Source organism: Patulibacter americanus DSM 16676, from assembly GCF_000420025.1.
Taxonomy (GTDB): Bacteria; Actinomycetota; Thermoleophilia; order Solirubrobacterales; family Solirubrobacteraceae; genus Patulibacter; species Patulibacter americanus.
The window spans coordinates 42,216-55,284 of sequence record NZ_ATUD01000005.1; the positions used below are offsets into that span (position 1 = coordinate 42,216).

General features: G+C 74.7%; 12 protein-coding genes and 1 tRNA gene. 7 read left to right on the top strand and 6 right to left on the bottom strand.

Features of this window, described 5'->3' with window-relative positions:
- Positions 1-46: 46 nt before the first annotated feature.
- The 3 genes from F593_RS0109940 to F593_RS0109950 all read right to left on the bottom strand — a co-directional run bounded on the left by F593_RS0109940 (position 47) and on the right by F593_RS0109950 (position 2,394).
- A tRNA-Met gene (locus F593_RS0109940) sits at positions 47-120 on the bottom strand.
- A complete protein-coding gene (locus F593_RS29280; RefSeq protein WP_084629848.1) occupies positions 111-1,802 on the bottom strand; it encodes a PH domain-containing protein in 1,692 nt (563 codons plus the stop codon). The genes F593_RS0109940 and F593_RS29280 overlap by 10 nt, the downstream gene beginning before the upstream one ends.
- Entirely contained in the window at positions 1,792-2,394 is a 603-nt protein-coding gene (locus tag F593_RS0109950; protein ID WP_022928602.1) for a PH domain-containing protein, read from the bottom strand. Before F593_RS0109950 ends, F593_RS29280 begins: the two co-directional genes overlap by 11 nt.
- Positions 2,395-2,435: 41 nt before the next feature.
- Between F593_RS0109950 and F593_RS24045 the strand changes: the two genes are divergently transcribed.
- Positions 2,436-3,383, top strand: a complete 948-nt coding sequence (locus F593_RS24045; RefSeq protein WP_022928603.1) for a glutamate formiminotransferase — start codon at positions 2,436-2,438, stop codon at positions 3,381-3,383.
- A 27-nt stretch (positions 3,384-3,410) separates the two neighbouring features.
- On the opposite strand, the gene F593_RS0109960 is transcribed toward F593_RS24045, so the two are convergent.
- Complete coding sequence (locus F593_RS0109960; RefSeq protein ID WP_022928604.1) at positions 3,411-3,638, bottom strand: hypothetical protein; 228 nt, start codon at positions 3,636-3,638, stop codon at positions 3,411-3,413.
- Between the two features lie 49 nt (positions 3,639-3,687).
- Positions 3,688-4,821 (bottom strand): asparaginase domain-containing protein, encoded by a 1,134-nt coding sequence (locus tag F593_RS0109965; protein ID WP_022928605.1) that lies wholly within the window; start codon positions 4,819-4,821, stop codon positions 3,688-3,690.
- A 69-nt stretch (positions 4,822-4,890) separates the two neighbouring features.
- Between F593_RS0109965 and F593_RS28120 the strand changes: the two genes are divergently transcribed.
- The 3 genes from F593_RS28120 to hisS are packed head-to-tail and all read left to right on the top strand — an operon-like array spanning position 4,891 to position 7,273.
- Positions 4,891-5,334, top strand: a complete 444-nt coding sequence (locus F593_RS28120) for a hypothetical protein (RefSeq protein ID WP_022928606.1) — start codon at positions 4,891-4,893, stop codon at positions 5,332-5,334.
- Positions 5,335-5,369: 35 nt separating this feature from the next.
- Positions 5,370-6,020, top strand: a complete 651-nt coding sequence (locus tag F593_RS0109970) for an MBL fold metallo-hydrolase (RefSeq protein ID WP_022928607.1) — start codon at positions 5,370-5,372, stop codon at positions 6,018-6,020.
- On the top strand, positions 6,017-7,273 hold the full coding sequence (gene hisS / locus F593_RS24050) for a histidine--tRNA ligase (protein WP_022928608.1): 1,257 nt from the start codon (positions 6,017-6,019) through the stop codon (positions 7,271-7,273). The genes F593_RS0109970 and hisS overlap by 4 nt, the downstream gene beginning before the upstream one ends.
- A gap of 135 nt (positions 7,274-7,408) precedes the next feature.
- On the opposite strand, the gene F593_RS24055 is transcribed toward hisS, so the two are convergent.
- A complete protein-coding gene (locus F593_RS24055) occupies positions 7,409-9,586 on the bottom strand; it encodes a bifunctional metallophosphatase/5'-nucleotidase (RefSeq protein ID WP_157251711.1) in 2,178 nt (725 codons plus the stop codon).
- A gap of 179 nt (positions 9,587-9,765) precedes the next feature.
- On the opposite strand from F593_RS24055, the gene F593_RS29285 reads away from it, so the two are divergent.
- The 3 genes from F593_RS29285 (at position 9,766) to F593_RS0109995 (ending at position 12,888) form a co-directional block, all read left to right on the top strand.
- Positions 9,766-10,509, top strand: a complete 744-nt coding sequence (locus F593_RS29285; RefSeq protein ID WP_022928610.1) for a GNAT family N-acetyltransferase — start codon at positions 9,766-9,768, stop codon at positions 10,507-10,509.
- Positions 10,510-10,665: 156 nt separating this feature from the next.
- Positions 10,666-12,609 (top strand): aspartate--tRNA ligase, encoded by a 1,944-nt coding sequence (aspS, locus tag F593_RS24065; RefSeq protein ID WP_022928611.1) that lies wholly within the window; start codon positions 10,666-10,668, stop codon positions 12,607-12,609.
- 9 nt (positions 12,610-12,618) lie between these two features.
- On the top strand, positions 12,619-12,888 hold the full coding sequence (locus F593_RS0109995) for a hypothetical protein (protein WP_022928612.1): 270 nt from the start codon (positions 12,619-12,621) through the stop codon (positions 12,886-12,888).
- Positions 12,889-13,069: the final 181 nt, after the last annotated feature.

The following is a 13,069-nucleotide window of genomic DNA, read 5'->3' on the forward strand; positions in this document are numbered from 1 at the left end:
CGCCCCGGAACGGCGAAAGCCCCGTCGTGGACGGGGCTTTCGGTGATGCCGGAGGAGGGACTTGAACCCCCGACACGCGGATTATGATTCCGCTGCTCTAACCGACTGAGCTACTCCGGCGGGGCGGCGGCGAAGTCTAGCGGGAGATCGCGCAGGACGTCCGCCGGAGGCCGCTTCGTCGCCGCGGAGGCCACCGCGCGCTGCAGTCCGTCGGCCGTGGCGGCGTCGAGATGGCGCACGATCCCGTGGCGCTTCGTGGCCAGGACGACGTCGAATGCAGCCAGCCCCGCGCGGCGCTGGAACGGGTTGCTGCGCGCCGCGACGAGCTGGGCCCGGCGGGGGAGGGCGAGCAGCGTGGTGCGGGCCAGGAGCTGGCTGCGGACGGCGATGGTGTCCGTCCCCAGGTGCCATCCCGCGCCGCGCCAGCGGCCGTCGCCGATCGCGGCTGCGACGAGCACCGGCAGGATGCCGGCGACCTTCCAGGCGTCGGGCAGCCAGATCACCGCCGCCGCGGCCGGCACGAGCGCCCACAGCACGGGCACGACCCAGTAGCGCCGTCGGGCGCGCGCGGGCGGGCCTTCGAGCTCGGCGTCGGGCCACGTCAGCTCGGGCAGGATCCGCGCCAACAGCGCGGGCAGCTCGCCCCGGCGGACGAGCGGCACGAGGGTGCGCATGGTGTCGCTGCCCCCGCGGTAGCCGGCGACCTCGACCTGGACGGTGGCGTAGCCCAGCGGCCGGCGCACCAGGCCCTCGACGATCCGCACCCCGTGGACGCGGTCGAGCGGGATCGTGCCGGTGCGTTCCGTCAGCAGGCCACGCCGCACCCGCAGACGACGATCGTCGCGCCGCACCGTGAACTCGGCGAACGCCAGGACGGTGCCGACCACCGCCAGTGCAGCGGCGAGCAGCAACGCGATCACGACGAGGACGAACACGGTCACGGCGTCGGCTCCCGTGACGACGTCCCCGGCCCGGTCCTTCAGGCCGCGCGGCAGGAGCTCTTCGAACTGGGTGAACAGGGAGACGACGACGACCGCGACGAGGGTGATCTGGGGGCCGGTCAGCGCGGCGATCACCAGCTCACGACCCGTGATGGCGTAGACGACCGATGCGTCGTCGGCCTCGCCGGTCGCGTCCGGCCACACGGGAGGACGAACCGCGGTACCGGCCGGTCCGGGAACGCCCCCCGCGTCCTGGTCGAGCGTCGACGGGGCGTCGGACGTCGCAGCTTCGAGGTCCGGGATCGCCCCGGCGGCAGGCGCGGCGGCGCTCGCGGCCCGGTCGTGGCCGAGGGCGGCTCGCAACCGCTCGGCCTCCTCCGTGCTCAGCGCGTCCAGGCGGAGCTCGGCCTCCTTGCCGCCCCCGGCGGTCTGCACCTCGAGCGAGACGAGCCCGAAGGCGCGCTGCACGATGCCGCGGGTCGTGTCGAGGGCTGAGATGCGGCTCGCGGGGACGACGCGCTCTGAGCGGTTGAACACGCCGCTGCGCAGGCGCAACGACCCGCCCGCGACGGCGTACCGGGTGGTGCGCCAGCGCAGGGTCAGCACGCCGAGTTCGAGCAGGACGATCGCGAACGCGGCGGGCACGGCCCACGCACGGAGGCCGACCCCGAGGGCGATGAACGCCGGGAGGAAGTTCTTCAGCTCGGCGATGCCCTTCGCCAGGATCCACGCCGGGTGCATCCGCCGCTCGCCCTCATCGGCTGCGCGACCGGGGTCCGCGGGCACGGGGCCTCCAGGCGCGGGGGGAGCCGTGTCGGGGCGCTCGAGGGACTCCCGCGCCGCGTCGGGCTCAGAGGTCATCGGGCACCCGGGCGAGCACGGAGACCTGCTGGCGGATCCGCTCCGCCTCGTCGCGGTCCAGCGCCGGGATCGTCACGGACCCCGCGGCGGTGTGGAGCTCGATCTCCGCGAGCCCGAGCCGGGTCGAGATCGGTCCACGGTGCAGGTCGACGTGCTGCACGCGCACCATCGGTACGACGGTGCGGGTGATCACGAGCAGGCCCTCCCGCAGGTCGACCTCCTCCTCGCCGATCGCGTACCACCAGATCCCGCGCCGCACGGGCGGGACGACGACCACGACGGCGAGCGCCGCCACCCACGCCGCGGCGACGACCGCCGCGGTGAGGGCGGACGACAGGTCCAGGAGGACCGCGGCCACCGTGGCGATCGTGGCCGCCGGCACCGCGTAGAGGGCGAGCTGGATCCGCCAGTAGGGCACTGCGCGTTCCGAGAGCTGTCGGCGGCCGTCGTCCGCCGGCAGGGGCGCCTCGTCACGGCCGGGCAGACGCGGGGCCACCGACGGGGCGCCGGGAACCGTGGGGTGCTCGGCCGGCGCGCGCGGCGGATCCGGGCGCGCGGGGACCGGCCCGGGGCCGGGCGGGGACGGGGACATGGGCCGCAGATTAGAGACGGCGTCGGCTAGCGTCCGCGGCGATGCCCGACGCCCCGGCCCCGACGCTGCCCTCGACCGCCGCCGACCCGCGGCTGCTGCTCGCGGTCCCGAACGTCAGCGAGGGTCGTGACGTCGCGACGATCGCCGCGATCGGTGGCGCGTACGACCGTGGCGGCGCCGCCCGGGCCCGGGTGCTCGACGTACACGCCGACCCGGACCACCACCGCACCGTGCACACGCTCGCGGGCGTCGCCGGGGCGCTTGCCGACGCGCTCCTGGCCGGGGCGGAGGAGGCGATCGCCCGTATCGACCTCGGCGCGCCGCGCGGCCTGCACCCGCACGTCGGCGCGCTCGACGTCTGCCCGGTGGTGCACCTCGACGACGCGCGGCGCGGCGCGGCGATCCTCGAGGCGCTCGCCGTCGCCGACGGGCTGGGCCGGCTCGGGCTGCCGGTGTTCCTCTACGGCGAGCTCGGGGAGGGACGAACACGCGCCGAGGTCCGTCGCGGCGGACCGGTCGAGGTCGCGCGGCGGATGGCGGCCGGCGAGCTCGTGCCGGACTTCGGCCCCGACCGCCCGCACCCGACGGCCGGCGCGGTGCTCGTCGCGGCCCGTCCGCCGCTGCTGGCGTTCAACGTCGAGCTCGCCGCCCCGGCAACGGTCGAGCACGCCCGCGCGATCGCCGCCGCGGTGCGCGAGGGTGGGAGCGACGGCCTGCCGGGCGTCCGCGCCATCGGGCTGGGCCTGGAGCACGCGGAGGGCCTGGCCGCTGGCGGCGTGCCCGTCGCACAGGTGTCCTGCAACGTCGAGGACCACCGCGCGGTGCCGCTGGCCGACCTCGTCCGCCGCATCGCGCTCCACGCCCCGGTCGCCGCCTGCGAGGTCGTGGGCCTGCCGCCGGAGGAGGCGTTCGCCGGGTTCCCCGAGGGCGTGCTCGTGCGCAACCGCCGGACGATCGAGGACGCCGTCGCGGGGGTCGCGGCGAGCTAGGCCGCCGGTCCCACGGGCCGCGGAGGCTCAGCCGCCGCGGAGGCGGTCGATCTCGTCCGGCACGTCGTCGCTCGGCCCGCCGGCCGTGGACGGGTCGTTCTGGATCGCCTCGGGGCTCGACGGGTCCTCGGCGTCGGTCGCCGTGTCGCCGCCCTCGCCCGAGGTGCCGCCGCCGGCGTCGCCGCCCTCCGTCTCCGGGTCCGGGTCGCGCGGGGGGACGTCGCCGGGGTGCTCGTCGTGCGGTTCGGTGTTCATGGTCCGGCGGCTACCCGGGCCGGCCGGAACGGATGCGCGCCGGCGACCCTCAGCTCCGGTTGAGCGCCCCGCGGCGCGGCGCCGGGCGCCCCACGAGCGCGACCTCGCCGGCCACCGTGCGGCGCATGAGCGCCCGGGTGCGGGCGGCGTCGCCGCCCGTCACGGCCAGCGCCCACATGAGCTTGACGGTCGCGGCGTGGCTCAGGACGCCGGGGAGGAAGTTGATGCCCGCGCCGGTCAGGGTCGGGAGGGAGGGGTAGTACGAGCCGGCGACGTCCGGGGCGGCGGACACGGTGCCGACGACGACGCCGCCGCGGGCGGTGACGAACTCGGCGAAGCGGGAGAGGGAGGAGTCGTCGTCGCCCGTCGGGCCCGTCGCGCAGGGGTAGAGTTCGGCGACCACGCCGAGCAGGCCGCCGGCCGCAACCGCGGCCTCGAGCGCCGCGAAGGGCAGGCCCGGGTGCACGCGCAGCTCGAGCACCCGCGCGTCGAAGCGGGCGACCGTCGGGTGACCGGCGGGGGCACCGTCGGCGTCGCGGGCGAAGCCCTCGCGGGCCAGCAGCGGCTGCGGCTCGGAGAACGGGACGAGCCGCGTGAGCCGGCCGTGCTCGACGGTCGCCACGGGGCCGCCGTTGGGCGAGACGAACGCGCGGCCCGACGCGCGCTCCTTGCGCACGCGGGTGCCGAGGTGCACCAGCGCCGAGCTCTCGGGGTCCCCGGCGAAGACGAGGTAGACGCCGCGGGGGAGGGTGCGCAGGGCGACGAGCGCGCTGCCCACGTTGTTGCGGGCGTCGCTCTCCGGGTCGTCCGGGGGCAGGTTGGAGCCGGTGAGGACGACGGGGATCTCGAGGTCCGCCAGCGCGAAGGACAGCGCCGCGGCGGTGTGGGCCATCGTGTCGGAGCCGTGGAGGATGCAGATGGCCTCCGCGCCGCGCGCGGCGAGCCGCCGGCAGGACGCCGCGATGGCCTCCCAGTCCGCTGGGCGGGCCTCCTCCGAATGCAGCTCGACGGGACGGGCCACCGTCAGCTGGTGCGCCCCGAAGGCGGCGAGCGGGCCGGCCAGCCAGCCGGGCATGCCGCCCGCGTTGGGGCCGCGGACGAGGCGGACCACGTCCGCGTCGCCGGGGGAGGTCGATCCGATCGTCCCCCCGGTCAGGACGAGTCCGAGGCGCTGTCGGAGCATCCCGTCCAACATACGCGAGCGCGCTGCGCGGACGGCGGCGCGCGGGCGCCGCTAGTCTGGACCGTCCAGATGGCCCGCCCGACGAAGCGCAAGACCAAGCACCGCGGCAACGCCGCGGGGATGATCGAGGCGCGGGGCGTGACCCACGCCCGCTCCGGGGGCTCGTCCGGAGCCCGCGGGGGCGGCCGCGTCGACCCGCGGATGCGCGAGCCGACGTGGAAGAGCGCCTTCATCCGTGCGGTCTTCGCGGCCGCGATCTTCGCCGTCGTGATGCTGCTCGTCCTGAAGGGCAAGCCGCTCAGCGTGCTCTTCACCGCGATCTTCCTCGTCGCGCTGTACACGCCGTTCGGCTTCTACTTCGACAGCTTCATCTACCGGCGCCGCCTGGCGAAGCTCGGCATCGCCGCGCCCGGGGCGAAGCCGTCGACGGGTTCCAAGCCGTCGGGCGGCTCGAAGGCGTCGGCCGGCTCCAAGACGCCGCCCGGCCCGAAGCCGCCGAAGTCCAAGCGCTGACCCGCACGCCACCCGCAATCGCCGGAGGGACCCCCATGGACGTCCGCATGTACACCGTCGGAGCCATCCAGGAGAACTGCTTCCTGGTCAGCCACGAGGGCGCGAAGGAGGCCGTGATCGTCGACCCCGGCGAGGAGGCCCCGAAGTTGCTCGCCGCGCTCGAGGAGCACGGCCTGACGCTCGCCGGGATCCTGGTCACCCACACGCACTTCGACCACATCGGCGCCGTCGCGGATCTGCACGACGCCACGGGCGCCGAGGTCTGGTGCCCCGCGGGCGAGGCCGAGACGCTGAAGGACCCCAACGCCGTGATGCGCTGGGAGGGCTTCGGTCCGTTCCGCGGCTACGAGGCCGAGCACCTCGTGAAGGGCGGCGACGTCGTCTCGCTCGCCGGGCTGGACTTCCAGGTCGTCTCGACGCCCGGCCACAGCCCGGACCACGTCACCTACGCGCTGCCGGACGAGGGCGTCCTCTTCTCGGGCGACGTGCTCTTCCAGGGCTCGGTCGGCCGCACCGATCTGCCGGGCGCCGACCACGACACGCTGATGCGGTCGATCAAGGAGCTGCTGGACCGCTTCGACGACGCGATCACCGTCTGCCCGGGTCACATGGGCCCGACGACCCTGGGCCAGGAGCGCCGCACGAACCCGTTCGTGCTCGACCTGCTGTCGAAGGGCAACGCGTGAGCTCCAAGGTCACCGCGCCGCGCGGCACCCACGACGTCCTCCCGGACGAGCAGGACCTGCGCCGCCGCGTCGAGGACGTCGCGCGCCTGGTGCTCGAGGGCGCCGGGTACCGGCGGATCGAGACGCCGATCTTCGAGGCCACGGAGCTCTTCGCCCGCGGCGTCGGGGCGTCGACGGACGTGGTCCAGAAGGAGATGTACACCTTCGACGACCGCGGCGAGCGCAGCCTGACGCTGCGTCCCGAGGGCACCGCCGGTGTCGTCCGCGCGTACCTCGAGCACGGCATGCACAAGCTGCCGCAGCCCGTGAAGCTCTGGTACTGGGGACCGTTCTTCCGCTACGAGCGCGCCCAGAAGGGCCGCCAGCGGCAGTTCTGGCAGCTCGGCATCGAGTCGCTCGGCTCGGACGACCCGTCCGTCGACGCCGAGGGCATCGTGCTGCTGCACCGGGTCCTCGCCGACCTGGGCGTGCCCGGCCCGCGGCTGCGCATCGGCTCGCTCGGCACCCCCGAGGGTCGCGAGGGCTACCGCCAGACGCTGGTGGCGTACCTCCGCGAGCACGAGGACCGGCTCTCGGACGAGGTCCGCGAGCGCATCGACCTCAACCCGCTGCGCGCCTTCGACTCCGACCACCCGGGCACGAAGGAGGTCATGGCGGGCGCCCCGCTGCTCCTCGACCACCTCGGCGAGGAGGACACCGCGCACTTCCACGAGGTCCGCGCGCTCCTCGACGGCGCGGGCGTGGCCTACGAGGTCGACCCGACCCTCGTGCGCGGCCTGGACTACTACTCGCGCACGCTCTTCGAGTTCACCTCGGACGCCCTCGGCGCCCAGTCCGGCGTGGGCGGCGGCGGACGCTACGACGGGCTGACCGCGCTCATCGGCGGGCCGGAGACGCCCGGCTTCGGCTGGGGCGCGGGCGTCGAGCGGATTCTGCTCGCCCAGGCCGAGGCGGCCGCCGACGGCGAGGACGAGCCGGCCGGCCTGGCCGGCGCCGACCTCTACGTCGCGTGGACGGAGGGCCAGCGCCACCCGGCGTTCCTGCTCGCCGACGCGGCCGCCCGCGAGGGCCTGGCCGTCCGCCTGGACCAGGCGCCGGGACGCGGCCTGAAGGGCCAGCTGCGCCGCGCCGAGAAGGCCGGGGCGCGCACCGTCGTCGTCGTCGACGAGGACGGCATCCGCATCGAGCGCTCCCCGGGCGGACGGGCCACGGGGCTGACCGCGGCCGACGCGCTCGCCGCGGCGCGGGTCTGACCCCGCGGCCACGCCGCCCGCCGCCGAACGCACCGCGGGGCCCTCTCGGGCCCCGCGGTCTCCTTCGGTGTCACTCTGGATCCGGTCGGGACCGGCTGGGCGCCGCGATGGGCGCCCACCCGGTCACCGGAGGCCTTACGGCGCCGGCGTGAGCGCCCGCAGGCGCCCGTCGCCGCCCGCCGGGTACTGCGCGGCGGTGATGACGCGGTTCAGGCCCCCCGAGGCGATGGGAGCGACGAGGTAGTCCTCCAGCGACTGCTGGTATCCGACGCCGATCGGCTCCACCGTCGGCTTGCGGAACGGGTAGCCGTCCCCGCCGTTGCCGCCCGCCCCACCGCGTGCGGTGAAGTCCGTCGTGGCGATGTTGACGGCCGGGGCACCGGTGACGACGGCGCCGTTCTCCACGATCTTCGTCCCGTTGTCCAGCGTGATCGTCCGAATGCGCTGGCCCGGGGTCGTGGCGACGCCGTCGGCGGTCGTCACCTGCGCCGTCCGCGAGACGTCGTACTCGACGTCCATGCCGCTCACGTGCCCGAAGCGCCCGTCCGCGGTCGGCAGCCGGGCGACGCTGAACTCCAGGATCTCCTTCAGCTGGGTCGCCGGGACGTTCGGCACGCGGCTGATGACGTTCGAGAACGGCAGGATCCGCAGCGTGTCGCCCTGGCTGATGTTGCCCGGCGCGATCGTCGCGTTGTTGCGGATGCCGCCGCCGTTGACGAGGCCCACGGTCCGCAGGGCGTTGGCCGCGATGACCCCGCGGCTGATCCCGTCGGCGACCGAGTAGCGGAACGCGTCCGCGACCAGGTTGCCGAGGTTGCTCTCCCGGAGCCGGATCGGGTCCGGGTTGTTGCCGGCCAGCGGCACCTCGCTCGTGCCGAGGATCGTGCGGTCGGCCTCGGCCGAAAACGCGACGAGGGGGTCCTCGATCGCGCGCTTCAGCGTGGGGTTCTGCGCGGCGACGTCGGCGTCGGTCGATGTTCCGGACACGCGGACGGGACCGCTGCGGGCGGCGTCCGTGCCGATGAGGTTGCCCTTCGCATCGAACGTCGCGGTCAGGCGCCCGACGTAGTTGTACTCGCCGGCGGTCGTCACGACCGGCACCTCGCGGCCGGTCTTGTCCGTGAGTCGCACCGGGTACGGCCCGACCGGGGTCGGGGCCCGAGGCGGGGCCGGCGGAGCGACGATCGGGACGAGCGGCGTGCCCTCGTTCGCCAGGAGGTCGTCGCCGCCGCCCGCGATCACGATGTCGACGTTCTCCAGGAGCGGGACCAGCGCCCGGTCGCTGGCGAGGCCCTGCAGGTGCGACGACAGGACGATCTTGTTGACGCCCGAGGCCTCGAGGCGCTTCGCCTCGGCGTTCACGACGTCGGCGACCTGGGCGTTGAACCGCACCCGGCCCGGGGACGCGATCGACGGCGTCTCCGGCGGGGTGATGCCGATGATGCCGATCCGCTCGCCGCCCTTCTCGACGACGGTCGAGTCGGCGATCTTCCCGGAGGCGCGCAGGGCCTGCAGGTCCGGCTCGTCCGTCATGTCGGTGTTGGCGGAGACGAACTGCGTGCGCGCCGTGCCGCCGATGTACTGCGCGAGGCGGGCCGGGCCGAAGTCGAATTCGTGGTTGCCGATCGTGGCGGCGTCGTAGCCGAGCAGGTCGAGCGCGAGCGAGTCGAACCACGAGCCCTGGTTGGCGTCCCACCGCGCGAACGACGCGCGCTGGTTCAGCCCGGCGAGGAAGTTGTCGCCGGAGGACACGAGCACCGTGCCCTTGTCCTCGGTGCCGGCCTTCTCGGCGTCGGACTGGAACGCGGACGCCTCGGAGCGCAGACGCCCGAGCACCGTCGCGAAGCGGCTGATCGTGCCGTAGCCGGCGGTGCTGTCGCCGGCCTTGTACTTGGACTCGCCGTCGTTGTTGTGCAGCAGCGTGAGGCGGAAGCTCTTCTCGACGGGCTTCGCCGGGACCTCGATCGGCGGGCCAGGCACCTGCACGGGCGGGCCGGGCACCTGCACCGGCGGGCCCGGGACGGGCACCGGCACGGGGACCTTCGGCCCCGCGACGAGGCGCGTGATCTGCACGAGCGTGCGTCCGCTGCAGTAGCGCGTGGTCACGCGCAGGGTGGTCTTCGTGGCGCTCGACCGGCGGGTCCGGATGCGCTTGGAGCTGCGCGAACTGCCGCAGGAGCGGGTGATGCTCTTGGGGCGCTTCAACGCGGCGCGGGTGGTCGCGGTGCGCTCGACGCGCGTGCTCTTGGCGCCCGACGTCACGACGACGTTGGCGCGGTCGGGGGCGGCCGGACGGGCCGATGCGGAGGGCACGGTGACGGCCGAGAGGCCGGCGGCGGCGACGAGCGACGCCGCGAGTGCGGTGCGTGACGGCCGACCGTGTCTGGGGGAGGGCAGCGGTGAGTTCACGGGGAACGCTTTCCTTCGGGAAGGGACCGCGCAGACGCTACGTCCGTCGGGCGCACCGCCGGTTACCGCGAAGTGACCCGTTCATGACGTTGCGGTTGCGGGCTGTCCGCGGCCCGCCCCCTCCTTCGACGTCGAGAGCGGGACCGCGAGGGCGAAGCCGAGCAGCGTCACTCGGGGGCAGCGGTTCGCGCCGACCCGTCCCTCTTGCCGGGCGCCCGGGTCGTGATGGAGACTCCCGTCGCGGTCACCGACGGCATGAACGGCCTCGCCGTACGACACGTGCTCGCGGGGGGGCGCAGGGCCTTCGTGAGCTCCGCCTCCGGTCGCTGCGGAGCGACCCGGAGGCCTTCGGCTCCACGTTCGCGGACGACGCCGCCCGGCCACCGGAGTGGTGGGCGGTCTGGGCCGCGTCGTCCGGGGAGGGGCAGGCGGAGCGCACCTTCGTCGCGGAGATCGGGTGGCGGTGGAGTGGCCTCGCCCTCGTCCGCACCGACGACGCGAAGCCCGGTGTGGCGGCGCTCAACGCGATGTGGGTGGCACCCGAGGCCCGCGGTCGCCGGGTCGCCCGGGCGCTGTGCGACGCGTGCGCTGCGTGGGCGGCCGGGGCGGGCTGTCGCACGGTCGTCCTCGAGGTCGTCGACGACAACGTCGCCGCCCGGCGAGCCTACGAGGCCGCCGGCTTCGTGGTCGTCGGACGGAGCACCTGGACGTCGGGTGGGCGGACGCTGGAGGAGCTCGTGATGAGCCGTGCGCTCCCGCCCCGGGAGGCGCCCGCGTCCGACACCGAAGGGGACGGCACCGCGGCCCGGCGGGCCGGACCACCGTAGCCGGGCCGCTCGCGTCGACCGTCGGCTTTCGAGTCGGGCCGCCGACCGCCGACCCTCCGGCGTCGACGGCAGGACCACGAGCGCGAACCCCGGCAGCGCGTCGCGCGGGGATGCGGGACCGCCGCGTTCCAGACCACGCCGGTACCGTTGGTCGCCATGTCTTCCCCGGAGTCGCGCACGCCCCCACCCGCCTCCGGTCCGTCGAACGAGCGGATCGCGGAGCTCGTCCGCGACACCGTCGGCGCCGCGCCGGTCCACGCCAACCGCTACCGCTCGACGTGGGCGGGGCTCGTCGGCGAGGACGCCGTCGGGCAAACGCCGCGCGTGGCCGGCTGGGTGCACCGCCGCCGCGACCACGGCGGCCTGATCTTCGTCGACCTGCGCGACCGCTCGGGCCTGCTGCAGGTCGTCTTCGACCCCGACACGTGCGGCCCCGAGGTCTTCGCCGCCGCGGAGCGCCTGCGCTCCGAGCACGTGGTCTCCGTGGCCGGCGAGCTCACCCTGCGTGGCGCGGAGCACGTGAACCCGAAGATGGTCACGGGCACCGTCGAGCTGCGCGCGGCCCAGCTCGACGTCCTGGCCGAGGCGGAGACGCCGCCCTTTGCCGTCGACGAGGACGGCCCGGTCGACGAGCTCCTGCGCCTGAAGCACCGCGTGATCGACCTGCGCCGCGAGCACAGCCGCGACGCGCTGCTCCTGCGCTCCCGCATCGTCCGCGCGATCCGCGACGCGATGGAGGAGGAGGGGTTCCTGGACATCGAGACCCCGTACCTCACGCGCTCGACACCCGAGGGCGCCCGCGACTTCCTCGTCCCCTCGCGCCTGCAGCCCGGCACGGTCTACGCGCTCCCGCAGTCGCCGCAGCTGTTCAAGCAGCTGTTCATGATCGCCGGCTTCGACCGCTACTTCCAGATCGTCCGCTGCTTCCGCGACGAGGACCTGCGCGCCGACCGCCAGCCCGAGTTCACGCAGCTCGACGCCGAGCTCTCCTTCGTGGACGAGGAGGACGTCATCGCGATCTTCGAGCGCGTGATGACCCGCGCGTTCGTCGCGGGCGGGCTCGACCTCGCCGCCGCCCCGTGGGAGCGCATGCCCTACGCCGAGGCGGTCCTCCGCTACGGCAACGACCGCCCCGACCGGCGCTTCGGGCTCGAGATCCAGGAGCTCTCCGAGGCGCTCTCCGGCACGGAGTTCAAGGTCTTCGCCGGCACGCTCGCCTCCGGCGGCGTCGTACGCGGCATCAACGCGGGCGGCCTGACCGTCCCGCGCAAGCAGCTCGACGAGCTCACGGACATCGCGAAGAAGGCCGGCGCCGGCGGACTCGTGTGGGGCTTCGTCGAGCCCGACGGCTCCTGGCGCTCGCCGATCGCGAAGTTCCTCACGCCGGAGGAGATCGAGTCGATCAAGTCGACGCTGGACGCCTCCCCGGGCGACCTCCTGCTGATCGTCGCCGACAAGGCCCCGGTGGCCGCGAACGTCCTCGGCGTCCTGCGCCTCGAGCTCGCCGACCGGTTCGGCCTGCGCGAGGACCGCAACGACGTCGTCTGGATCGTCGACTTCCCGATGTTCGAGGGCACCGCCGGCGACGGCACGAACCTCGGCGGCGGCCGCTGGGACGCGGTCCACCACCCGTTCACGCAGCCGTGCGCCCCGGGCGGCGCGCCGGTCTCGGCCGCCGACCTCGCCCCGGGCGGCGCGTTCAACAACGACGACACCACGCCGGGCGACCTGCACTCCCGCGCCTACGACCTCGTCGTGAACGGCTGGGAGGTCGGCGGCGGCTCCATCCGCATCAACCGCCCCGAGCAGCAGCGCGCGGTCCTCGACCTGCTGGGCTTCTCGGAGGAGGAGGCCGACGAGCAGTTCGGCTTCCTTCTCGAGGCGCTGAAGGCCGGCGCGCCGCCGCACGGCGGTATCGCGTTCGGCGTCGACCGCCTCGCTGCGCTGTGCGCGGGCCGCGACTCCCTGCGCGACGTCATCGCCTTCCCGAAGACCTCCTCCGGCGGCGACCCGCTCACCGGCGCCCCGGCTCCGGCCGAGACCAAGCAGCTCGCCGACCTGGGCCTGCGCTCGACGATCGAGCCGCCCGCGGGCGCGTAGGGTCACGCCATGAGCGAAGCGAACAACGTCTGGCGCGTGCAGATCGACGGGACGGAGCGCGAGATCGAGCTCGAGCACTCCTCCGTGACCGGCAAGCGCACGGTGATCGTCGACGGTGAGGTCGTCGACGAGACCCGCAAGTGGGGCTTCGGGAAGAACCAGTACGCGTTCGACCTGGACGGCCACCCCGCGCGGGTCACGATCGACGCGAAGTACGGTGGCTTCGCCTACGGCTCGCGACTGCACGTCGACAACCGCTACGTCGAGCCGCTGCGGTAGCGATTCGGGGAGGGCGGGGACCAGTCCGCGGGACTCCTCCCGACGCGCGGGCGCGCGGTCGTCAGCTCGTCGCCGTAAGGCCGGTGACCGGCTACGGCTGGGCCGGGCCGACGACGCGGCCCGTCGCATCCCGCCAAGTGAGGTCGACGCGTTCGAAGTCCGCAGCGCCGGCAGGGACTCG